Here is a 21887-nt window from a genome sequence, read left to right as displayed (position 1 = left end):
TAGATATTTTAGATTAATTTATTGGGTGAGATATGCTGGATTTTTTAAAAAATTATGACAATTTGACGATCAGCGAAAAGAAAGTATTAAAATATCTCACCGATAATATTGCGGATATTCCGTATTTAAATATTAATGATTTAGTCGCCAAAACCTTTGTATCAAAAACGGTTATCATTAATTTATCGCAAAAATTAGGATTTAGTGGATTTAAAGAGCTTAAATTCCAAATTAATAATTATATTTTGACGAAAAATAAAGTCGAAAAAACGAATGCGGCATCTTATAAAAAACAATTAGAAAAAAATATTCATAAAACATTTACCTTAATTAATGAAGAACAAATTCAGGAGTGTGCAAAAACCTTACGCCATTCTAGGAATATTTTTATTGTTGCAAGAGGTACAAGCAAAGCCGTAGGGTATTACCTTGAACACCTATTGTTTGCATTAGGTCTGCATTGCTTTTTTATTAATGATTACAACTTATCTGATTCGTTTACACGTCTTGTTAATGAAGATGACACGGTTATCTTTATCTCTCTTTCTGGTGGCACTAAGAAAATCATCGAGACAGCAAAAATCGTGCAGCTAAAAGATGCTAACATCATTAGTATGACAGCATTTAATACCAATGAATTAACCACTTATGCAACTCATGCTCTATTTTGTTTTGCTGATAATCATGATACTAAAAAAGATGATACCAAATCACGAATTGGATTTTTTATGCTGGTGGATTTACTGATTAATGAGTTAGAAAATCTACTTTAAAAAGGGATAATAGAGCTTATATGATTTATTAAATACTATTTTTAATTATTAAAGCGTGAATAATATTAATATATCTTGTTAGATTAATCGTTATTTATTCTAAAATAGCTTTTCTTTTCAATCTTACTTCTCAACCCTAAAATAAATATTATTTAATAGAATAAAAGGATTTATTCATTGTTCTTTATTACATCGATAATTAACAAAAAGACCTAAGTCATAAAATATGACCTGAGATAATATTTAAAACCAGCGCGTCATTCATTTCCTATAATCCCTAAGATAGAGTACCTCTGTAATTCTTTTATATTCGAGAAGTCATAAGGAAAAAAATATGGCCAGGAAAAAGTTCAGCGAATCTATTCAGCGCTTTGGTAGAACCCTACTTCTACCTATCGGCGTATTGGCACCAATCGGTATGATATTGGGGATCAGTGGTGCTTTAGTTCAGTCTTATATGATTGCACGCTTTCCTTTCTTAGGAAATGAAACCGTCAACGCATTGTTAGTGAGTATCCGTTCTATTGCGGGCGTTGTGTTTGACAATATCCCTCTCTTATTTGCAATGGGTGTGGCATATGGTATGAGCCACAAAGATAAGGGGATAGCGGTCTTTGCCTCTGTTGTCGGCTATTTAACCTTGATAAGTACTATCAATATCTGGCTGGTATTGACAGGAAAATTGGCTGATCCTGCGATTATGACGCAAGTGGGGCAAATCAAGGTGCTTGGTATCCAAACCATGAATATCAGTGCAGCAGGGGGGATTATCACGGGATTAATCGCCGCATGGGCAACGGATAAATTCTATAACCTGGAATTACCAACTGCATTTGCTTTCTTCTCAGGGAAAAAATCTGTCGCCATTATTATGGTCGGATTGATGATAGGCGTAGGCGCATTATTGCCATTTATTTGGGAAGTATTAGTCATGGGCTTAACTAAGCTCTCGGCTGTCTTCTTAAGCCCTGTCGGGCCTTTCTTTACCGCGGGTGGTGAACGTCTATTTATTCCATTTGGTTTACACCATGTTTGGAACGTTCTGTTTAGATTTACCGAAGCGGGTGGCTCTTATGTTATTGAAGGTCAAACCTATGTGGGTGTTGTGCCAGCAATGACCGAAGTATTGTTTAATCAAGGGCCAAGTAGTGAATATTGGGCAATGATGCCAAGCCTAACGCGCTTTATGGCTCAACAACAAATGTTGGTTACGTTGTTCCTATTCCCTGCGATTGCATTAGCAATTTATAAAACCTCGAAGAAAGAAAATCGCGCTGAAGTTAAATCGATGCTGGTGACGATGGTCTTAACGGCAATGTTAGGTAACGTTACTGAGCCACTTGAATTTACTTTCGTCTTTATCGCGCCGTTACTCTACTTAATTTACGCGATTATCGTCGGTATTGGCGCTGTTCTGCTCTCTTTTGCGGGAGTTGCGATTGGTTATATTCGAGGCACAGTCTTTGATTTCACCATCTTTGGTTTGCTGTACGAACATACTAACTGGATCTTCTTAGTGTTGATTGGTAGCGCACTGGCTGTTGTGACCTACTTTATTTTCTACTGGGCTATCGTCAAATTTGATATCAAAACACCAGGTAGAGAAGAATCAAGCAATATGAAAAATACGTTAATCAAAGAAAAACGTTATGGCGAAATTGCAGAAATTCTTATTCAAGCGTTAGGTGGCAAACAAAATATTCGTAATGTTGATAACTGTATTACACGATTACGTATCGATATTAATGAAGTTAATCAAATAGATAAAGAGTTAATGTTAGAGTCTGGCTGTACAGCATTCTTCTTTCCGGCAGCAAACCATGTCCATGTCGTTTATGGCCCTAAAGTCGAATTTGTTCGCAATGCTGTTGATGAAGCAATGAAGAAATAAAAGGATACATGATGAGAGCGTTATACGATTCTAAAAGTAAAACAATCGACGATCGCGGTATAAAAAATCTGCTGTCCAATGAAGCGAAATATTCAACTTGGTTGATGTTTGAAGCCATGTTAGCGCAAGCACAAGCTGAATACGGTTTTATTCCACAGTCTGCCGCAGATGAAATTAAAGAAAAGGCGATTATTGAGAATATCGATTTCGAAGAGATGAACCGTATTTATCAAAAAATCGGTCATGGCTTTGTGCCTTTCTTAAAAGTACTGGTGAATGCATGCTCTGAAGAGAGTGGTAAATATGTGCACTACGGCATTACCACTCAAAATATACAGCAAAGTTCACAGCTGTATATGATGAAAACGGTACACAACAAATTTATGTTGTTGTTAAGCGAGATCATCGAAAACTTATCAAATCTCGCTGAAAGAACCAAACATATGGTGATGGCAGGTAGAACACACGGTCGCCATGCTATTCCAATTACTTATGGTTATAAAGTGTCTGTTTGGATCAGTGATTTTATTGATTGCTACCAGCGTATGAAAGAGTGTGAAAAGCGTGTATTCACTATCATGATGGGGGGCGCAGTAGGTGCTTTTAACTCCATGCCTGAAGTGGGGATGAAAGTACAAAAACGCGTTGCTGAATTAGTGGGTATGCAAGCAATGGAAGTCCCATCACGTAACCTAAGTACGCATAAATTAGAGTACATGATGAACTTGGCATTGATGGCAAATATCTGCCATAAAATGGGTGAAGAAGTGTATAGCACCACGTTAGAAGAAATTGCTGAAGTTTCTGAAGGATTTACAAAAGGCACTGTGGGTAGTAGCACGATGCCTCATAAAATTAATCCAAAATTAGCCAAAGGAATTATCGCTAACTCACAAAAGCTTTACTCATTACCGAATGTGGGCATGTATTCCGCAGTAAGACCATACGAGGGCGATAGCAGCTCTTATATGTTATTCGATGGCTTAATTGAAGAAGCATTAGAATTAACAACAGAAATTTTGCTAAGAACGGAAGAGCTTTCAAGAACCATCGTTCCTCATGAAGAGAGAATGCTACATAACGTGATGAGAAATAAGGGTTTAGATAATACCGAATACGTTATGATGAAAATGGCAGAAAAATTAGGCAAAGATAAAGCGCATTCATTGTTATATGAAGAAGCCATTAAAACGGCGGCAGATGGTGAAGATTTTTACACTAATCTGATGAAGAATGAAACCATTACAGCGGCATTTAATGCAGATGAAATTAAGGCAATGCTTGATCCTCGTTCTTATATCGGTTTATCTGTTGAACTTGCTGAAAAAGAAGCAAAACGTGGATTAGTGGCGGCTCAAGAAATTAAGCAAAGCTATAAATAAGTCGTAAAAGTTATCAAGTATCCATCAATAAATCATTATCAGTTAAGTCGAGAGCCACTCATTTTGAGTGGCTCTTTTTGCTGATGACTAACCAATCAAACCATGTACTAAAATAATCCCGATACAAATTGGCCCAATATAACGCCATACCAATAATAAGCTTTGACGTTTTAATCCTGTGATATTTTCAGGAATAAAGGCATTCGCTCTACGTGACCAACCAAAGATTAAACACATTGCAATACCAAACAGTGGCATCAAAATATTAGAAGTCAGGTAATCCAACAAATCGAAGACTGTTTTGCCCCCCAGCGTCACGTCACTCATCGGTCCAAAAGATAATGACACTGGAATACCCATCAACATAATCGATGCGGTTACGACTAACCCTGCACGACGGCGTGTCCACTGAAAACGCATCTGTACGTAAGCGACGATATGTTCCAGTAATGAAATTGCAGAAGTTAACGCTGCCATTAATAACAAGACAAAGAACGTCACGGCTAAAATATTGCCACCAGGTAAGTTAGCAAAGTAAACTGGCATGGTCATAAAGGTTAAACCTGGGCCCGCATTAGGCTCTAAGCCTGCGGCAGATAATGCAGGGAAAATCATTAATCCGGCAAGTACACATACCATACAAGACAGAATAACCACCCACATACTGGAGTTAGCGATACCTTTATTATCCGCTAAATAAGCACTGTAAGTGATGTGAATACCTAAACCGATAGACAGTGAGAAGAAGGCTAACCCTAACGCATCTAATACGCCTTGAGGGGTTAATTTGCTGAAATCAGGGTATAAAAATAATTTTAAGCCTTCAGAAGAACCAGGTAAGCTAATACCAACAATAATCAATAAAATCATAATGATAAATAACATTGGCATCATGATTTTAACGGCTTTTTCTAATCCGCGTTGTACACCTGCTAAAACCACAAAACAGGTTAATCCAGCAAAAGCAAGGTGAGCCAAAATAGGCCATAAAGGATCACTAATAAAGCGGGTAAAAATACCCGTTAATTCAGCGCTATCTGTAATATTCAACTGACCTGTTGCCGCCATAACGGTATAGCCAATTGTCCAACCACCGACAACACTATAGAAGCTATAAATACACCATGAACTGAATACACCAATAACGCCAATGATGACCCAATTGCGCCCCATCATTTTCTTAAATGCATTAACTGCTTCGGCGTGTGTGCTACTGCCTAATATATTTTCAGCCAGTAATACCGCAAGCCCGATAATAAAACTAAATAATAAGAAGACGATTAAGAATGCACCACCACCATTATTGGCAGCGACATAAGAAAACTTCCAGATTGCGCCAATACCGATTGCAGAGCCTGCGGCTGCTAAGATATGGCCGACTCGTGATGTCCATTGCTGGCTCATTTTGCCTCCGATTTAATTATTTTAGTGATGGAGGTAGCTGGCAAACAACGAATTGCAGATAAAACATTGTAATTCATAACCTTTGTGGTGAAACTAAACATCATAGAACTCCCCTAAAAAATCAGTTCCACCAGTAGGTTACAAACAAAAAAACCACCTTACTGGTGGCTTTTGCAAAAGATGAATAAGCGCGGCCACCTAACGAAGTAGTAGTAGGTTTAGGCCTAAAAGTCGGTTGTTAGTGTTCATATTCATCTTTTTGCTCTTTATTGAAATGGATATCATCGCAATGCAATATGAAATATTGTTTTTCAAAGTGCGTATTTGTTATTTATATCATAAGTTCAAACTAAAGAAATAAATTTTATTGGAATTCAGTGTTAATTTTTATTTCTAAATGTTTTTCTGATGCCAATAGATAAATGTCGTAATAAGTCATGGAATTAACCTTATTTGTGTAAGGTGAGCATCAGCAAAAATGTCGAAACGGTTATTAAACATTATTTTATTTTTATATCTTATTGATTATATTTAAAAAATTTAATTGGAATAATTCCTGATTAATTGAAAGTTCTTTATGACTCTTTTACTCCCTAGTTAGCACACAAGGTGAAAATGGGGATTAAATCGATTAAAAAGGCTCTTGAAATAAAACTCCATTCTTATCTCTTTTATAAAAAAATTTTACTGTAAAAGAAGTAACATTATATTCTGCATAAAATCTCAACAATAAATTATTGTGACTACTTTTTATTCCAATGTCAGATTTTTATTCCTAAATTTGATTTAAGGAAAGTTATAAAAATATAAGGCTAAAAAATAGACATTTTGATCGTCTTCACAATTCAGAAAAGATCGATTTGAAGTTTAACTCCGAAAATAATTATATATTGGAGTGATCTTCAATATACAAAAAACACCCTACTTGATGACAATAATAAGAGCTAATAAGTATGAACAGAATAAAGAAAATATCTTACGCCTGTCTCTCTGTAATGCTAGTGTCAGCAATATTCACCTCTACTAGCTTTGCAGAAAAACTTCCTAACTTACCTGTCACATTTAAAAGTGGGGCAGGAACAATCAACAAAAATGTTATTTATATTGGTTTAGGCACAGCAGGAAAATCTTGGTATAAGCTTGATCTTAATAATCAAACAAAACAATGGGAAAAAATAGCAGACTTTCCTGGTACACAAAGAGACCAGGCCATTGCACTAGCATTAAATAACGATATTTATGTATTTGGTGGTGCGGGAAAAGAAAATAAAGAGAGTGAAACTATTAGTGCACTCACAGAAGTTTATCGTTATTTACCTAAAGAAAATAAATGGGAAAAAGTGAATACGCGAGCGCCTTACGGATTAGTTGGGCATGCTGCTATCAATATTAACAACCATGAAGCTATTATTCTTGGTGGTGTTAATCAACAAATTTTTGATGGTTACTTTGTTGATTTAAACCGCACCAAAGAGAATGGATCTGAAAATGAAAAAGTCATCAGTGATTATTTTAATAAACCTGCGGAAGGTTACTTCTTTAATCGAAATATAATGGAATATAACGCTGAAAGTAATCAATGGCGATTATTAGGTGTTATGCCATTTAATGGAACGGCGGGTTCGGCATTAGCTTATGATGGTAATAAAATCACCTTAATAAATGGTGAAATAAAACCGGGATTACGAACCAGTGAAGTACAAACAGCGACATTTAAAAACAACCAATTACAATGGGACACGGTAGCACAAAAGCTACCAAATCCTACACCTGATCAGCAACAAGACGGCTTAGCAGGTGCATTTGCGGGTTACAGCATGCACACCTTGCTGGTTGCTGGAGGGGCTAATTTTCCGGGTTCTCAGGCAAACTATGCACAGCAACATTATTTTGCACACCAAGGACTAGAAAAAACATGGCATAAAGAAATTTATGGCTTTATTAATAATCAATGGAAAGTCATTGGCGAATTACCGCTTCCTCTTGGCTATGGTGTCACTATCTCACATGATAATTCACTTTATTTAATCGGAGGTGAAACAAATAAAGGTGAAGCTGTTAATTCAGTTATTACTTTAACGATGAAAGATAAACAATTAATTATTGAATAATCTCTCCCTACATATAAATTAAAATAACCCATTAAGACCCCTGATTTATTCAGGGAGTCTTACCTATTTAGGTAAATATTATGGCAAATAAAAAGAAAAAACTTTTATTGGCATGCTGTACTTTATTAATGTCATCTCAATTATATGCGACTACATTAGACTTCCGTCATGAATATGCAGATTCGACACGAATTAATAAAGATAGAATTGCATTTATTCATTCTTTTTCAAATGGTATTGGTTTTTATATTGATGCGAGTGTCAAATCAGGTGGTGTTGATGGTGAAAAAGATAAATTATTTAGTGATGTTGTTAATAATGCCATTGAAATGGGGTTAAGCTACAATCATAAATTAAATAATAATGTCACATTACAACCTGGTCTTATTTTCGAAACAGTTACCGATACTTCTATATATAAACCTTATTTAAAAGCACAATATAATTTTGATAGTGGTTTATATATTGCAGGGCGTTATCGTTTTGATTATGCCCGTAAAACAAAACAGGGTGTTGATGACGAAAAGACAAATCGTTTTGATGGTTTTATTGGTTATAAATATAACAAATTTAAAGTGGAATATGACTACACGCAAATGTATAGCGATGCCATAAAATACGATAATAAAAAACGTAATTATGAGCATAACGTCGCTTTCTCTTATCAAATCAACAGCACATTCACGCCTTATATTGAAATTGGCAACATGGCAGTAAGCCCACTTAGTGATGCTCGTCAGACGCGTTATCGTGTTGGGTTACAGTTCCATTTCTGATTTTACTTAATGAAAACAAAGTAAAAAAACAGGAAGAATGGTGGAGACATCATTCTTCCTTTTTATTTTGTTTATTTATCAGTTGGTTATATGGCTGTGGTTATTGTTTGATCTTCTTCACAAATTGTTATTTTTTTGATTGAGAAATTAAACTCCGTAAAATATTATAATTTGGAGTTGTATTTCAAAAAAAGAGAACAGTGAGTTCAAAATGGCGCTAATTGAAAAAATGACTAAGGATATTCAGCAAAAAGGCGGATTAATCGTGTCTTGCCAGCCAGTTGATAATAGTCCAATGGATAAGCCCGAAATTGTCGCTGCTATGGCTCAAGCCGCAGTAAATGCAGGTGCAATCGCAGTACGTATTGAGGGAATTGATAATTTAAAAGCAACGCGTCCTCTTATTGATGTGCCGATTATTGGCATTGTGAAGCGTGATTTGCCTGATAGCCCTGTAAGGATCACACCGTGGCTCAGTGATATTGAAGAATTAGCCACCGCAGGTGCAGATATTATTGCTTTTGATGGTACTGATCGTGTGCGTCCTGTACCCGTGAAAACGTTATTAGCTCATATTCATCGTTTAGGAAAATTGGCGATGGCGGATTGCGCCACCTTTGACGAAGGCATGTATTGCCAAGAGTTGGGCACCGAATTTATTGGTTCAACGATGTCGGGCTATACCGGTGGCGAAATACCAAAGCTGCCTGATTTACAGCTGGTCACTGCATTGGCTGAAAAAGGATGCCGAGTGATTGCTGAAGGGCGTTATAACACACCGATGATGGCAGCAAGAGGTATGCATGCGGGTGCTTGGGCTGTCACTGTAGGCTCTGCATTAACACGTCTTGAGCATGTCTGTGATTGGTTCACTCAAGCATTAAAGTGGCAGCAGGAGTTAGATAAATGAATACATTAGCCATTGATATTGGAGGAACAAAAATTTCGGCAGCATTAATTAGCCGAGATAACCAATTGACACAACATACGCAGATCACCACACCCGCAAGTGCATCACCAACACAACTTTATGAAGCACTCGTTGCTATTACGACACCACTAAAAAACCATGCTGATAGTGTTGCCGTGGCATCAACAGGCATTATTTGTAATGGCATTTTAACGGCTCTGAATCCGGATAACTTAGGCGGATTAAAGGATTTTCCTTTAAAAGAAACGTTATCTGCGATCACGGGGTTGCCATGTTGGTTACTGAATGATGCTCAAGCCGCAACATGGGCTGAATATGATTATCGTCGTGAAACTATTTCTGATATGGCGTTTATCACTGTATCGACAGGTGTTGGCGGTGGCGTTATTCAACAAGGACAACTTTTTACAGGAAAACGAGGTATTGCAGGCCATTTAGGTCACACCTTAGCAGATCCTCATGGCCCACGTTGTGGCTGTGGTCGCTATGGTTGCGTTGAAGCCATCGCTTCAGGTCGTGCGATTGCCGCACAGGCAACTGGAGAGCTTGCAGGAAAAGATGCTAAAGCGATTTTTGCTGCCTTTCATCAGGGAAATTCACAAGCAAAATCAATTATTGAGCACTCAGCAAACACAATTGCAAATTTGGTGACAGATATTAAAGCCACAACCGATGCCGATTGTGTCGTTCTTGGCGGTAGTGTTGGGCTAGCGAAAGGGTATATAGAACTCGTTCAAGCAGCCATGACACAACAGCCATTAGCATTACAAGTGCCGATATTATCGGCTCACTACCATCATGATGCCGGGCTCTGGGGCGCTGTCCTGTGGGCTAGAGAGCAATAAAAAACTGTCGTAAAACTTACCTTTTACCCTACATATGGCAGGACTAAAAAATGCAATTACATGATTTTGGTTTCATTAATTATGCAGTGCTGTTTGGTTATTTAGCAGCAATGCTACTCGTTGGTGTTTATTTCTCTAAACGTCAAAAAACCGCGGATGATTATTTCCGTGGCGGAGGTCGTGTTCCAGGTTGGGCTGCGGGTGTTTCCGTCTTTGCAACCACATTAAGCTCGATTACGTTTATGTCTATTCCTGCAAAGGCTTATACCTCAGACTGGACTTTCATTATTGGGCAATATTTAGCGATCGCTATTTTGCCATTAGTCTTTTATTTCTATATTCCGTTTTTTAGAAAATTAAAAATCACCTCGGCTTATGAATATTTAGAAGCGCGTTTTGATATACGCAGCCGTTTATTTGCCAGCCTTTCATTTATGTTATTCCATATTGGTCGAGTGGCAATTATTACTTATTTAACTGTACTTGCTTTGCGTCCTTTTATGGGTATCGATCCCGTTGTATTAATTGTGCTGATTAGCTTGCTATGTATTGTTTATACTTGGATGGGCGGCATTGAAGGCGTTATTTGGACTGACGTTATTCAAGGGTTATTACTATCAGGTGGCGCAGTGCTTATCTTTATTATGATCTGCTTTAAAGTTGATGGCGGAATTAGTGAAATTTTCACTGCAACATCACAGGCAGATAAATTCTTCCCTGCGACACAATTACGTTGGAGTTGGACTGATAGCACCATTCCTGTTTTGATGATCGGATTTTTATTCGCGAATATTCAGCAATTTACCGCAAGTCAGGATGTCGTACAGCGTTATATTGTGACGGATTCCATTGAAGAAACTAAGCGTACACTGATAACAAACGCTAAATTAGTTGCCATTATTCCTATTTTCTTCTTCGCTATTGGCTCGGCCTTGTTTGTGTATTACAAACAGAATCCTAGTTTCTTACCTGAAGGCTTTAATACAGGTGGTATTCTACCTCTATTTATTGTGACCGAAATGCCTGTCGGTATTGCTGGATTAATTATCGCTGCTATTTTTGCTGCGGCTCAATCGAGTATTTCGAGTAGCTTAAACAGTATTTCAAGTTGCTTTAACTCAGATATTTATACTCGTTTAAGTAAAGTAGAACGCCGTGCTGAACAAAAAATGAAAGTCGCAAGATTAGTGATTATCGTAGCGGGTGTGTTCAGTAGCCTTGCCGCAATTTGGTTAGTTTTATCTGATGAGTCTGAAATTTGGGATGCCTTTAACAGCCTGATTGGCTTAATGGGTGGCCCAATGACAGGTCTGTTTATGTTGGGTATTTTTGTTAAACGTGCCAATGCAGGCAGTGCCGTGGTGGGTATTATCGTCAGTATTATTGCGGTATTAGCGGCTCGTTATGGCAGTGATCTTAACTTCTTCTTCTACGGTGTGATCGGTGCAATGTCTGTGGTAATAGCAGGAACAATCACAGCGCCTCTTTTCGCCTCAGCAAAACAAATTTCATTAGATGACAATGAAACATCAGGGAATTAATAGGGGATAACCTATGTTATTTGGACACATGTCAGATTTGGCTTTGATGCCAGAAATGAATTCAGCACTGCGTAACGCGATGGAAAAAGCACTCGCACTTGATCCTGCATCTCTCGCACCGGGTAGTTATAAAATTGACGGTGAAACGTTGTTTATGAATGTGATGACGTTTGACACGCAGCCTCGTGAGCAAAAACGTGCAGAGTTACATCAGCGTTATATTGATATTCAGATATTGCTATCTGGTGAGGAAATTATTGATTTTGGTATACAGGGCTCAGCTCAAGATGTGACGCCTTATAATGAGGCTGATGATTATCAACTAACCGATACAATAATAGGTCAACAGACCTTAATGCTTACACCAAGCATGTTTGCTGTTTTTATGCCTTATGAACCTCATAAACCGGGAATTTCGGCTGAAAAGGGTGCAAATACACTGAAGAAAGTAGTCGTTAAGTTGGATGTCGCCGCATTGACTGACTAACAATTACTGTTTTTATTAAGCGCTTTATTTCTGATGTATCAGTAAGTTGTATTCTGATGATATAAGGAATAAAGCGTTTTTTATTATCACATTATTGTATGAGCAAGGCTTTTTTTAACCTGTTGGAATTGGTACTCTTGTTAGCAGAATTTTTTCCGTGTATCCGCTGCAACCAAGGATAATCTCCATGACAGAACAGGCAACGACCCGATTAAAGCCGGGTAAAATACTTGATACGCTAGGCGCAATGAAAAATAGTCTAACGCGAGTATCACAGCGTATTGCAGACTATATCCTGTTCCATCCTACAGAAGTTACTCAGCTCTCTATTGCTCAACTGTCACAAGCGACAAAAGCGGGTGAAGCGACGGTTGTGCGTTTTTGTCGCACATTGGGTTATAAAGGGTTTCAAGATTTTAAAATGGATTTGGCGATTGAAATGGCGACCTCTGATAATGAAGAGTCACCTATTCTTGATGCAGAAGTCACTCATCAAGACGATATCCATACCATTGGTTTAAAACTTCAAGCAACGATTAATAACGTACTATCAGAGACATTGAATCTGCTCGATATGAAGCAAGTTCAAGGCGCTGTAGATGCTTTATTGTCAGCAAATTATATTTTTATCTGTGGTGTTGGTTCTTCAGGTATAACGGCGGAAGATCTAAAAAATAAATTAATGCGAATTGGTTATCGTGTTGATGCGGTGACAAATAACCATTTTATGTATATGCAAGCCTCGTTATTAAAACCGGGTGATGTTGCTATTGGTATTAGCCACTCAGGTAATTCACCAGAAACGGTTCATTCCCTTAAATTGGCAAAAGAAGCGGGAGCCTATACCATTGCACTGACTCATAATTTGGGTTCACAAATTATGGAACATGCGGACTATCATTTGATTAATGGTAATCGACAAGGGAAATTGCAAGGCGACTCTATTGGTACAAAAACAGCACAACTCTTTGTGTTGGATCTCCTCTATACCTTGTTAGTTCAAGCTCAACCAGAAATGGTCAAGGAGCAAAAACTACGAACACTGAATGCGTTAAAACAGACTCATTCCGCGTAAGCTCATTTCTGCATTGTGTGATTTTTTGCGAAAATTGGCGAAAGATCACACTTTCATTTTTCTCTTCCTTTAACGCTCATTTCGTTATTGCGTTCTGAAGTATAGCTCTCTAATATAGAGTCAAACTCCATAAGTTAAACAATAAAGAAATTAACCTCCAAAGGAAGTGATCATGAACAAACTCTCTGGACTGATTGCCGCGCCTCATACCCCATTTGCGACTGACGGTAGCGTTAATTATCCTGTCATTGATGAGATAGCAAAACACCTTATAGCAAGCGGTGTGACGGGTGCTTATGTATTAGGAACAACGGGTGAAGGTATTCATTGCTCTGTTGAAGAACGTAAGAAGGTAGCCGAACGCTGGGTTGATGCCAGTCAGGGTAAACTAGACCTTATTATTCACACGGGTGCATTAAGCATTGCGGATACACTAGAACTTGCTCGCCATGCTGAGACATTAGATATCAAAGCAACATCAGTGATTGGTCCTTGTTTCTTTAAGCCAGGCAATGTTGATGACTTGGTTGAATATTGCCGTTTAGCCGCCGCCAGTGCGCCATCAAAAGGTTTTTATTATTATCATTCCACGATGTCAGGCTTAAGCATTGATATGGAAAAATTCTTACAAGCTGCGGGTAAAGCTATCCCAAATCTATCAGGTATGAAATTTAACTCTCCTGATATGTATGAATTCCAGCGTTGCTTACGTGTAGATGGTGGAAAATATGACATCCCATTTGGTGTTGATGAATTTATTCCTGCTGGATTAGCCTGTGGTGCATTAAGTGCAGTCGGCAGTACTTATAACTATGCTGCGCCATTATACCTTGAAATTATTGAAAAATTTAAAGCGGGTGATCATGAAGGAGTGACCGCTTGCATGGATAAAGTGATTGCGATTATTCGTGTGTTAGTCGAATACGGCGGCGTTGCGGCAGGAAAAGTGGCAATGCAACTGCATGGTATTGATGTGGGCTCTCCTCGTCGCCCATTACGCCCAATGACCGCAGAGCAAACAGCAGATGCTCTCGCGAAGTTTAAAGCTGCTAATTTTCTGTAATTGATTTGATTTTGATTGAGTATTTATAGATAGCCCATTTTTAACATCTCCCCCATTGATGTGACAGTGGCTTTTAGATGAAAGCCACTTTTTATTATTCACTCTGCAACTTGATTTTAAATTTCACTCCAACCAAAGTAATAGCAATAATTATATTCTTTACTTAGGTGCATTTATGGCATGCGAATTCCTGACACAAGCAACACTCAAAAAATTGTCAACAGGTGAAATTTGGCAACGACAAATCAATGATGAAAGTATTTTTGATGTCAGCTTAAATGCGGGGCAATTAATGATTTGTCAGCCTGAAATTGAGGAAAGCTTTATTCCCTTTAGCCAGAAGCTAATGGCTTATTGTGAACCGCTTGCACTTAAGTTTCCATTTATTGAATTTGCTCAGCCACAAGAATTTCATTCCACATTATTAACGATTTTTAATCAACAAAATGAACAGTTTAAACTGCAACGACCCGGATTATTGGCGTGGTGCCAAGAGATTGCCCAAATCTTTAATCAAACAAAACGAATTGAAATTTCATTTAATAACGTTGTGTTAACGTCTAATGGTAGTGTGATATTAACGGGCGTTTCAAAGGAATTAGAACAATTCAGACAAAAGGTTTATCAGCAGATCCCCATTGATAACACCCTTCATAAAAATATTATTCATATCACGCTTGGGCGATTATGTGAAAATAGGTCATCAGCAGAAATGAGGACGCTTTATGATGAGTTAGAACAGAGCCGATCATCATTAATGTTTTATGATATTAATACCTCTATCGTTATTCGACATCCAAAATTTGTGGTGAGTAAAGGTTCTCTTTCATCTGAAGTGCAATTAGGTTTAACGATGGAGTTTAATCAGTTATGGCCATTTAGGTGTTATTAATAATAAATATTAAATAGCCTTTTTCTTTTTGTGACTAAAGCGATATGGCTAATTGGTATATAATCCGGCAATTCTTTTCATCTGGATAATGTACTTGAATTATGAATGTAAAATATCGCGGTGTTGGCGCAAGGCTTGGGCAAAATTACGTTAATTTAGAAGCTAAGTTGAATCAGTTTGATTATCCTAATCGAACCAAATGTATGAATTTTGAAGCCTCTGATCCAGATAAAATGTGCCATATTGGTGAAGTGGGAAGCCAGAGAAAAGCGTTTTTATTTGGTGATTCTTATGCAAATCATTATTGGGGCTTTATGGATATTTTAGGTAAAGACGCCAAAATAGATGTATATGCACAAGCCACGTTATCATGCATTACTCTTCCTAATATTTACCTTTATGATTGGTCTAATCATAAAAATGCGGTTTATCAGCGTTGTTCGATCAAACGGCGAAATATTATCAACTCATCAAGAACAATCACTTTGATTATGTGATATTTGGGCAGGTTTGGAATAACTACGCGTCAAACCATGTCATTAATAAAATAGGTGATGTTAGAACCGTCGAAGAGCCTCGTAAACGCGTTGAGAAAGCGATGCGTGAAGCGCTTGATCTTATTATTACCACAGGCGCTAAACCCGTTTTTATTAAAACAGTCAATTTTATGCCAAGTGGTTTTATGACCTGTTTTTATGAAAATGCAAAATTAAGAAAAGACTTTGCAGATAATAACTGTAATCCCAAAAACTATAAAGGTGAGGGGAATACATGAATGGATCAATTATTCGTTAAATTAAAACAGGATTATCCAACTTTAATTATCATCGATCCTAAAGATGTGCAGTGTGATAAAAATATCTGCTTAACCTATATAGAAGGTGTGCCGGTTTATCGTGATGTAGGGCATATTACAGATTATGCTTCAACAATCTTCGGCATGATGTATCTAGAACGTTTTGGTAATCCGCTAGTCATCAAAAATCCTTAATATGACCATCAATCGGTCATCAAAATAATAAAAAGGGCGCTTTATCTTAGATAACCGCCCTTTTTATTTTTGAATATATTAATGATCCAAAGAAACAGAATGAACATGTTCAAGCTGTTTTAATGAGCAATAAAATTCAGGTAAGGTAATTTTTTGCCTAACTAACAGCTTCAAATTTACTTCAACGCGCTCTTTTTTAATATCACGAATAGTCAGATTTTCAATTACGTCTTTATGACTTTTTAAATACTCAATTAAAAGAGGAACACCGCTTTCATGAGTAAATAACATACGTACTTTTATCTTACCTAAACGTTGGTTTTTCATTTGGAATAGCACCACTTGTGGGCTGAGTTGAATAGCCATAAAAAAGAGAAAAGTCACAATCATGGCATGCCAATAAAACCCTGAACCACAAGCAATCCCCACACCCGCTGAAGCCCATACTATCGCTGCTGTTGTTAGACCTGAAATTGCGTCATCACGTCGATGCAATATAACACCTGCGCCAAGAAAGCCGACACCACTGATAATTTGTGCTGCTAACCTCATGGGATCGCTACGAATATTGTCGGAGATATTGGCGTAATATTCTGCGGATTGAATAGAGACAATGGTTAATAAACAACTGGCAACAGCAATAATGACACAGGTTTTAAAACCGACAGGCTTTCCCTTTGATTCACGCTCTAAGCCAATAAGGCCGCCTAAAATAAAGGCGGCCAGTAATTTAGCGATACTTGAAAGTGATAAAGGGCCAATGCTGTCAACAAACTGTATTAATGCGTCCATGGTTTGCTCCTAACGTTGGCTTATTCCTTTATTTTAAAACTACGGTGTTGCAATACTTTCTTGTGCTTTTTTATCTTCGTTACTTTTCTTTTTACTCACATCATCTTTAAAGAAGAAGATAAAGAATATCGTCACAACGGCGGCAACAATCGCTGGGTATATCCAGAATGTTGACCATTGTGGTAAGGCTGCATCACCTGTTTCTGTTACGGTTGAATTAAAGATTTGACCACAAATAGTGGAAGCAAATAATAAGCCGAAACCATTAGAGACAATAAAACGTAAACCTTGTGCTTGAGCGCGGATTTCAGGTTTTGCTTTGCGGTCAACATAGATATCACCAGCGGTAAAGAAGAAGTCCCAACATAATCCCTGTAGCATTAATCCGATAACGATAAAATAGAATTCTGTATTTACCGCAGCATAAGAAAAGAATATTGAGCGAATGATCCAGCTAACAGCACCTAAAAGAAGTGTAATTTTGAAGCCAAATTTCATTAAGAAGAATGACAAGACAAACATAAACAGCACTTCACAGGCGATCCCTATTTGCATAATAGACGCTGCATTATTAAAACCTAATGCTTTAATAAAGACAGGAATATAAGCAGAATAAGCTGTTTTAGGGATCATTAAAATAAAGATACTAAACATTAAGATAGCAAAATAGCGATCTTTAAATAATGACAGTGCATCCAAACATAAAATATCACGAGCAGAGAACGGTTTGCCTTTCGCTTTCGGTGGTGTATTAGGTAAAGTAAAGCAATAGAAACCCAGTAATACGCCCACAGCAGAAGCAATATACCAAGTCATTGTGCTACCAGAGAAGCCCATTTCTCCTAATATAAATCCGATAGCCATAAAACCGAACGTACCGAATACACGAATAATAGGGAAATATTTCACACCATTAATGTGGGAGAAACTAATACTATTTGAAAGCGCAGTGGTTGGATAAAACAATAATCCAATAATGAAAATTAAGAATAAAGTCATACCACTGTTTTGTGCTTCAATAAATTGAGGAACACAAATAATGACTGCGGCATTAATTAAATGAAGGATGCCCATCACTTTTTGTGAAGCAAAGAAACGGTCAGCCACCATACCAATAAATAATGGGGAGATAATTGTTGCTACACCTAATAAAGCATAGGCATTACCAATAATGCTTGCCATACCATAGGTACTTAATACTAGCCCCATAGTCATATTCCACGCACCTTGCATGAAATATTGCACAAACATCATAATTAGTAAGCGAGAGGTTATTTTCATATCCATCATCGTTCTCCTCTTAATTTGTTTCTAACGTTAATCCGTCGTAGGCAACGCGGATATTATGAGGAGCACAAACAGCTTCTAATTCGTGGTGAAGCAATTTACCGCTATGTGAAATATGCGAAACGGCAATTTGTGTATCTTGATGTAAACAACCTTGTTGTTGCAGTTTTTCTTTTGCTGCAAATACGGTTTCTAAGCTCATATGATTATCAGTACGATCTTTACCATTGAGTCCATAAGTACATTCAAAAACAACGATATCAAGTGGTTTGTTTTCTAACCATTTCCACGTTAATTCAGGGAACCAACCAGAATCATGACCATAGAAAATCACCTTGCCATCCTTCTCAATATGATAAACATAGCAAAGTTCCCATTTCGCATGATTAGCAAGTAATGGCGTAATTTTATAACCGTTTCTTTCGACAGTAACAAAAGGAATTAAGCAGTGAAAAGCGAAACGCTCTTTGCTGTAACCAGGTAAAACTTCGATACAACCATTAATGGCGCGATCATTGCCAAAAATATGAAGGGGATGGTTAATTTCAAAACCATAACCTTCCATTCGGCTAAACAGATCGCCAACATTGAAATGATCAGGATGCGTGTGAGTGAATAGAAGACTTTCAAAATGGGTAGCATCCATTCCATCACGCATTAACTGGTAGCTAAATGTAGGTGATACGTCGATTAACATAATGTCATCGACAATGGCAGACGAGTGAGTTCGGATATCTTTCCCACCAAGTTCTCTTGCTTTTAGACAGTGTTCACAACGGCAGAAGGGATTGGGTATGCCTTCTGAGGCAGCCGTCCCTAAAAAATGAAGTTTCATAAGAAATCCCCTTATCCTATTGTTTTATTATGATTTTATTAATTATCTGGTGTTGGCTATCTATAAGATATAGATAAATTTGAACGTTCCAATAATAAAGTGATGAAGAGTCTTTGCCAATAAATGAAGATCAGATCAGTGATCTTATTCAAATTAATTTTATTATCTTATTGATTAATATGAATATGAGTTTTTAATTGATATTGATAATTATTTATTTGAGACAAGTAATAAAAGATTGTTTTATAAACAATTATTAAATGGAACGTTCAAATTAATTATCGGTAGTCGAGATAAATAATTCAGGTATGCTAGTGAAAGCGGAAATTGAGATGGAAAAAGGTCTATGGCAACGATAAAAGATATTGCAAAATTAGCAGGTGTTTCTCATGGTACTGTTTCTAACGTATTGAACAAGCGTGGAAATGTAAGCGTTGAGAAAATTGAAGCTGTGTATCAAGCCGCCAAACAAATGGGTTATCAATTAAATACACAGGCTCAACTGTTAAGAACCAATAAAAGCCATAAAATTGCGATACTTTTACCTCAATTAGTTTCTGAAAAATATGCTGTTTTCTTTAATTCTTTAAGACAATCTATCGCTCATTTTCCTGAGGTTACTTACGATCTTTTTTTAACGGATGACCTTGAAACCACAGAGTTAGAGCTATTACAGAAAATTGCAGCAGGTGGTTATAAGCAAGTGATCACCGTGAGTTGCCTTAATGATGCGAATATCTATTTTGACACGTTAAAATTGTCCCCTTCTCAAATTGCATTTATTTATCGCCAACCACTCAATACACAACGTTTTTTTACACTCGATTTTGCTCAAGCGGCAGAGGCTATTTGCCAACAGGTAGCAAAAACTGTCGGTAAATTGGTCGGCATTTTTATTGGCAATAGTGATTATTTAAATAATCAGATTTTTGTTAATGAATTACAAAATCAACTTTTGAAGTACGCACCAAATAAAAAAAATGTGGTGCTTTGCGCGTCAGATGAAGAGAGCTATAAAATTGCGTTTGATTTCTTTTCTATGGAGCAAATTCCAGACATATTTATTGCTCAAGATATAGAAAAAGCACGTTATTTAACACAAGCCAGTTATTTCGGTAGCCATAATGATTGCCCGCCTATTTTTGCATTGAGCGATAATATTCCACCTGTATTAAAAGGGTTGTATTACTTTCCAATGAACTATGCCCAACTTGGGTTAGAAGTAATTGATGCGCTAATGCAAGATGCCGATGAGGGAGAGATAACAGCAAATAATGCCATTTATGTGCGTAATCAAAGTGATCATCTTTATACGCAAACCGCTGCGGTTATATGTGAGGATAAAGCAGATATAAATCTTAATTTGCTTATTCTGCCTAGTCCTTCAACCAGTGCATTAAAAAAACTATTGCCCCATTTTTATCGCCAGACAGGAATTAAAGTTAATTTGGCGATACACCCTTATGATGAAGTTTATCAAATATTGAGTCAGCTACATTTACATCCATATTATGATTTGCTGCGTATTGATATGGCGTGTTTTCCTTGGTTTGCGGAAAGAATATTGCAGCCATTAGATAAGATCGCTAATGGACTAACGGATTTATTAAATAATTTCTCATTGCCCACTCAACAGAAATTTAGTTTAGTCAATAATGTTGCTTATGCCATGCCTTTTGATGCCAGTGCGCAACTTCTGTTTTATCGAAAAGACTTGTTTGAAGATCCTATTCTAAAAAGAATGTATTACGAAAAAACCGGTAATGAATTAACGGTGCCTGCGACGTTCGAAGAATACGATAATGTAACGCAGTTTTTTACTGAACAGCATGAAGAAGGGCAATTAAATCGTCCAATGGGCGCTTCAACAACATTAGGGAGTGCAGGGCTCATTGCAACAGAATATTTATTACGTTACTACGCAAAAGGTGGGCGTTTAATAGGAAGTAATAATATTCCTAGATTAGCAATGCCGTTAGCGGGTGAAATATTAGAAGAATATCTACAGCAATTGTCGATCACCGAAAATATTGATAATAAATGGTGGAGTGAATCAGTTAGACAATTTGAGCAAGGTCATCTTGCTATGCTTATCGCTTATATGAATTTATTTAACGATGTCGCTCATAGCAATATTTTACCTAAAACAGGTTTTGCACCTGTGCCCGGAAGTATTCCACAATTAGGCGGTGGCGTATTAGGCGTTTCACGTTATAGCCAAAAATCACAATATGCAGAGCAATTTTATCGTTGGCTTTATTCCCCAATGGTGATGGATCACCTAATTTTATTAGGTGGAAACAGTAATCATCAAAATTTCAGCCATAACCAAGAAATTAGCCATCGTTACCCATGGATGACATTGGCTTATCAAGAAATTAATAAGGGAATACGAGAATCTTCGGTACCTAATGGTAAGTTATTTAATTTACGCCAAGCCGAAATTATTATCGGACAAGGTATTACGAATGTCGTTAATAATATTATGACGATAGACGAGACTATCGATTATATAAATCAGCGTTTGTTGATAGATACTCAAGGTGAGCGGTAAATCAGTTTTTATTAGGCGACTTGCATTGTATTTATTATCCGTATATTACTTGCGCTAGAGCTGGTATGAGTGGCTCTGCTCTATAAATTATCGAACGTCGCCCGCGCTGCACTCTGATATACGGTCAGATCGTAAGGATCAAAATGTATATTCCTTAGAGAGCGGATAAGGCAACAAGCAAGGTTGTAAAATATTGCAAATTCGAATTTGTATTGTTTCAGCAAAAAGCACCTCTTGAGGTGCTTTTTGTCGTTTAA

At 37.2% G+C, this 21887-nt stretch carries 20 protein-coding genes; 16 read left to right on the top strand and 4 right to left on the bottom strand.

The annotated features are described in order from the left end of the window. The first annotated feature begins 32 nt into the window (after window positions 1-32). The 3 genes from ACNARN_RS13255 to ACNARN_RS13245 all read left to right on the top strand — a co-directional run bounded on the left by ACNARN_RS13255 (window position 33) and on the right by ACNARN_RS13245 (window position 4046). Window positions 33-773: a MurR/RpiR family transcriptional regulator gene (locus tag ACNARN_RS13255; RefSeq protein ID WP_109374182.1), complete on the top strand. Its 741-nt coding sequence runs from the start codon at window positions 33-35 to the stop codon at window positions 771-773. Window positions 774-1107: 334 nt separating this feature from the next. After that, the gene (locus tag ACNARN_RS13250; protein WP_109374183.1) at window positions 1108-2664 is read left to right on the top strand and encodes a PTS transporter subunit EIIC; all 1557 of its coding nucleotides are present in this window, start codon (window positions 1108-1110) and stop codon (window positions 2662-2664) included. An 11-nt stretch (window positions 2665-2675) separates the two neighbouring features. Further along, the gene (locus ACNARN_RS13245) at window positions 2676-4046 is read left to right on the top strand and encodes a class-II fumarase/aspartase family protein (protein WP_198620141.1); all 1371 of its coding nucleotides are present in this window, start codon (window positions 2676-2678) and stop codon (window positions 4044-4046) included. An 87-nt stretch (window positions 4047-4133) separates the two neighbouring features. Here ACNARN_RS13245 and ACNARN_RS13240 read toward each other — a convergent pair whose 3' ends face one another. Next, entirely contained in the window at window positions 4134-5450 is a 1317-nt protein-coding gene (locus tag ACNARN_RS13240) for a sodium-dependent transporter (protein ID WP_198620140.1), read from the bottom strand. Between the two features lie 953 nt (window positions 5451-6403). Here ACNARN_RS13240 and ACNARN_RS13235 point away from each other — a divergent pair. The 12 genes from ACNARN_RS13235 (at window position 6404) to ACNARN_RS13180 (ending at window position 16162) form a co-directional block, all read left to right on the top strand. Further along, the gene (locus ACNARN_RS13235; RefSeq protein ID WP_416304552.1) at window positions 6404-7561 is read left to right on the top strand and encodes an N-acetylneuraminate epimerase; all 1158 of its coding nucleotides are present in this window, start codon (window positions 6404-6406) and stop codon (window positions 7559-7561) included. Window positions 7562-7641: 80 nt separating this feature from the next. Continuing rightward, window positions 7642-8337, top strand: a complete 696-nt coding sequence (locus ACNARN_RS13230) for an oligogalacturonate-specific porin KdgM family protein (protein ID WP_109373765.1) — start codon at window positions 7642-7644, stop codon at window positions 8335-8337. A gap of 211 nt (window positions 8338-8548) precedes the next feature. After that, window positions 8549-9247 (top strand): N-acetylmannosamine-6-phosphate 2-epimerase, encoded by a 699-nt coding sequence (locus tag ACNARN_RS13225; RefSeq protein ID WP_109373764.1) that lies wholly within the window; start codon window positions 8549-8551, stop codon window positions 9245-9247. Continuing rightward, window positions 9244-10113, top strand: a complete 870-nt coding sequence (nanK, locus tag ACNARN_RS13220) for an N-acetylmannosamine kinase (RefSeq protein ID WP_109373763.1) — start codon at window positions 9244-9246, stop codon at window positions 10111-10113. Before ACNARN_RS13225 ends, nanK begins: the two co-directional genes overlap by 4 nt. Before the next feature lie 50 nt (window positions 10114-10163). Then, window positions 10164-11654, top strand: a complete 1491-nt coding sequence (locus tag ACNARN_RS13215) for a sodium:solute symporter (RefSeq protein WP_198620137.1) — start codon at window positions 10164-10166, stop codon at window positions 11652-11654. A gap of 13 nt (window positions 11655-11667) precedes the next feature. Further along, window positions 11668-12141, top strand: coding sequence for an N-acetylneuraminate anomerase (gene nanQ, locus ACNARN_RS13210; RefSeq protein ID WP_416304551.1), 474 nt, complete (start codon window positions 11668-11670; stop codon window positions 12139-12141). Window positions 12142-12328: 187 nt separating this feature from the next. Further along, window positions 12329-13216 (top strand): MurR/RpiR family transcriptional regulator, encoded by an 888-nt coding sequence (locus ACNARN_RS13205; protein WP_416304550.1) that lies wholly within the window; start codon window positions 12329-12331, stop codon window positions 13214-13216. A 172-nt stretch (window positions 13217-13388) separates the two neighbouring features. After that, complete coding sequence (locus ACNARN_RS13200; RefSeq protein WP_100158564.1) at window positions 13389-14279, top strand: dihydrodipicolinate synthase family protein; 891 nt, start codon at window positions 13389-13391, stop codon at window positions 14277-14279. Between the two features lie 175 nt (window positions 14280-14454). After that, the gene (locus tag ACNARN_RS13195; RefSeq protein WP_416304549.1) at window positions 14455-15171 is read left to right on the top strand and encodes a hypothetical protein; all 717 of its coding nucleotides are present in this window, start codon (window positions 14455-14457) and stop codon (window positions 15169-15171) included. Window positions 15172-15272: 101 nt separating this feature from the next. Further along, window positions 15273-15668, top strand: coding sequence for an SGNH hydrolase domain-containing protein (locus tag ACNARN_RS13190; RefSeq protein WP_416304548.1), 396 nt, complete (start codon window positions 15273-15275; stop codon window positions 15666-15668). Beyond that, on the top strand, window positions 15665-15946 hold the full coding sequence (locus tag ACNARN_RS13185) for a hypothetical protein (RefSeq protein ID WP_416304547.1): 282 nt from the start codon (window positions 15665-15667) through the stop codon (window positions 15944-15946). The genes ACNARN_RS13190 and ACNARN_RS13185 overlap by 4 nt, the downstream gene beginning before the upstream one ends. After that, window positions 15947-16162 (top strand): SGNH hydrolase domain-containing protein, encoded by a 216-nt coding sequence (locus tag ACNARN_RS13180; protein WP_416304546.1) that lies wholly within the window; start codon window positions 15947-15949, stop codon window positions 16160-16162. A 78-nt stretch (window positions 16163-16240) separates the two neighbouring features. On the opposite strand, the gene ACNARN_RS13175 is transcribed toward ACNARN_RS13180, so the two are convergent. Genes ACNARN_RS13175 through ACNARN_RS13165 form a run of 3 tightly spaced genes read right to left on the bottom strand, consistent with a single transcriptional unit; the run spans window position 16241 to window position 19076 of the window. Continuing rightward, complete coding sequence (locus ACNARN_RS13175; protein WP_151436438.1) at window positions 16241-16954, bottom strand: MgtC/SapB family protein; 714 nt, start codon at window positions 16952-16954, stop codon at window positions 16241-16243. Between the two features lie 39 nt (window positions 16955-16993). Next, on the bottom strand, window positions 16994-18241 hold the full coding sequence (locus tag ACNARN_RS13170) for an MFS transporter (protein ID WP_198620132.1): 1248 nt from the start codon (window positions 18239-18241) through the stop codon (window positions 16994-16996). A 13-nt stretch (window positions 18242-18254) separates the two neighbouring features. Continuing rightward, complete coding sequence (locus ACNARN_RS13165) at window positions 18255-19076, bottom strand: MBL fold metallo-hydrolase (protein ID WP_099076083.1); 822 nt, start codon at window positions 19074-19076, stop codon at window positions 18255-18257. A 346-nt stretch (window positions 19077-19422) separates the two neighbouring features. Between ACNARN_RS13165 and ACNARN_RS13160 the strand changes: the two genes are divergently transcribed. Beyond that, window positions 19423-21630, top strand: coding sequence for an extracellular solute-binding protein (locus ACNARN_RS13160; protein WP_416304545.1), 2208 nt, complete (start codon window positions 19423-19425; stop codon window positions 21628-21630). Window positions 21631-21887: the final 257 nt, after the last annotated feature.

It is taken from the genome of Proteus sp. TSJ240517, assembly GCF_047921575.1.
GTDB lineage: Bacteria > Pseudomonadota > Gammaproteobacteria > Enterobacterales > Enterobacteriaceae > Proteus.
The sequence above is the reverse complement of the archived record's forward strand: the minus strand, read 5'-3'. Positions and strand labels throughout refer to the sequence as shown.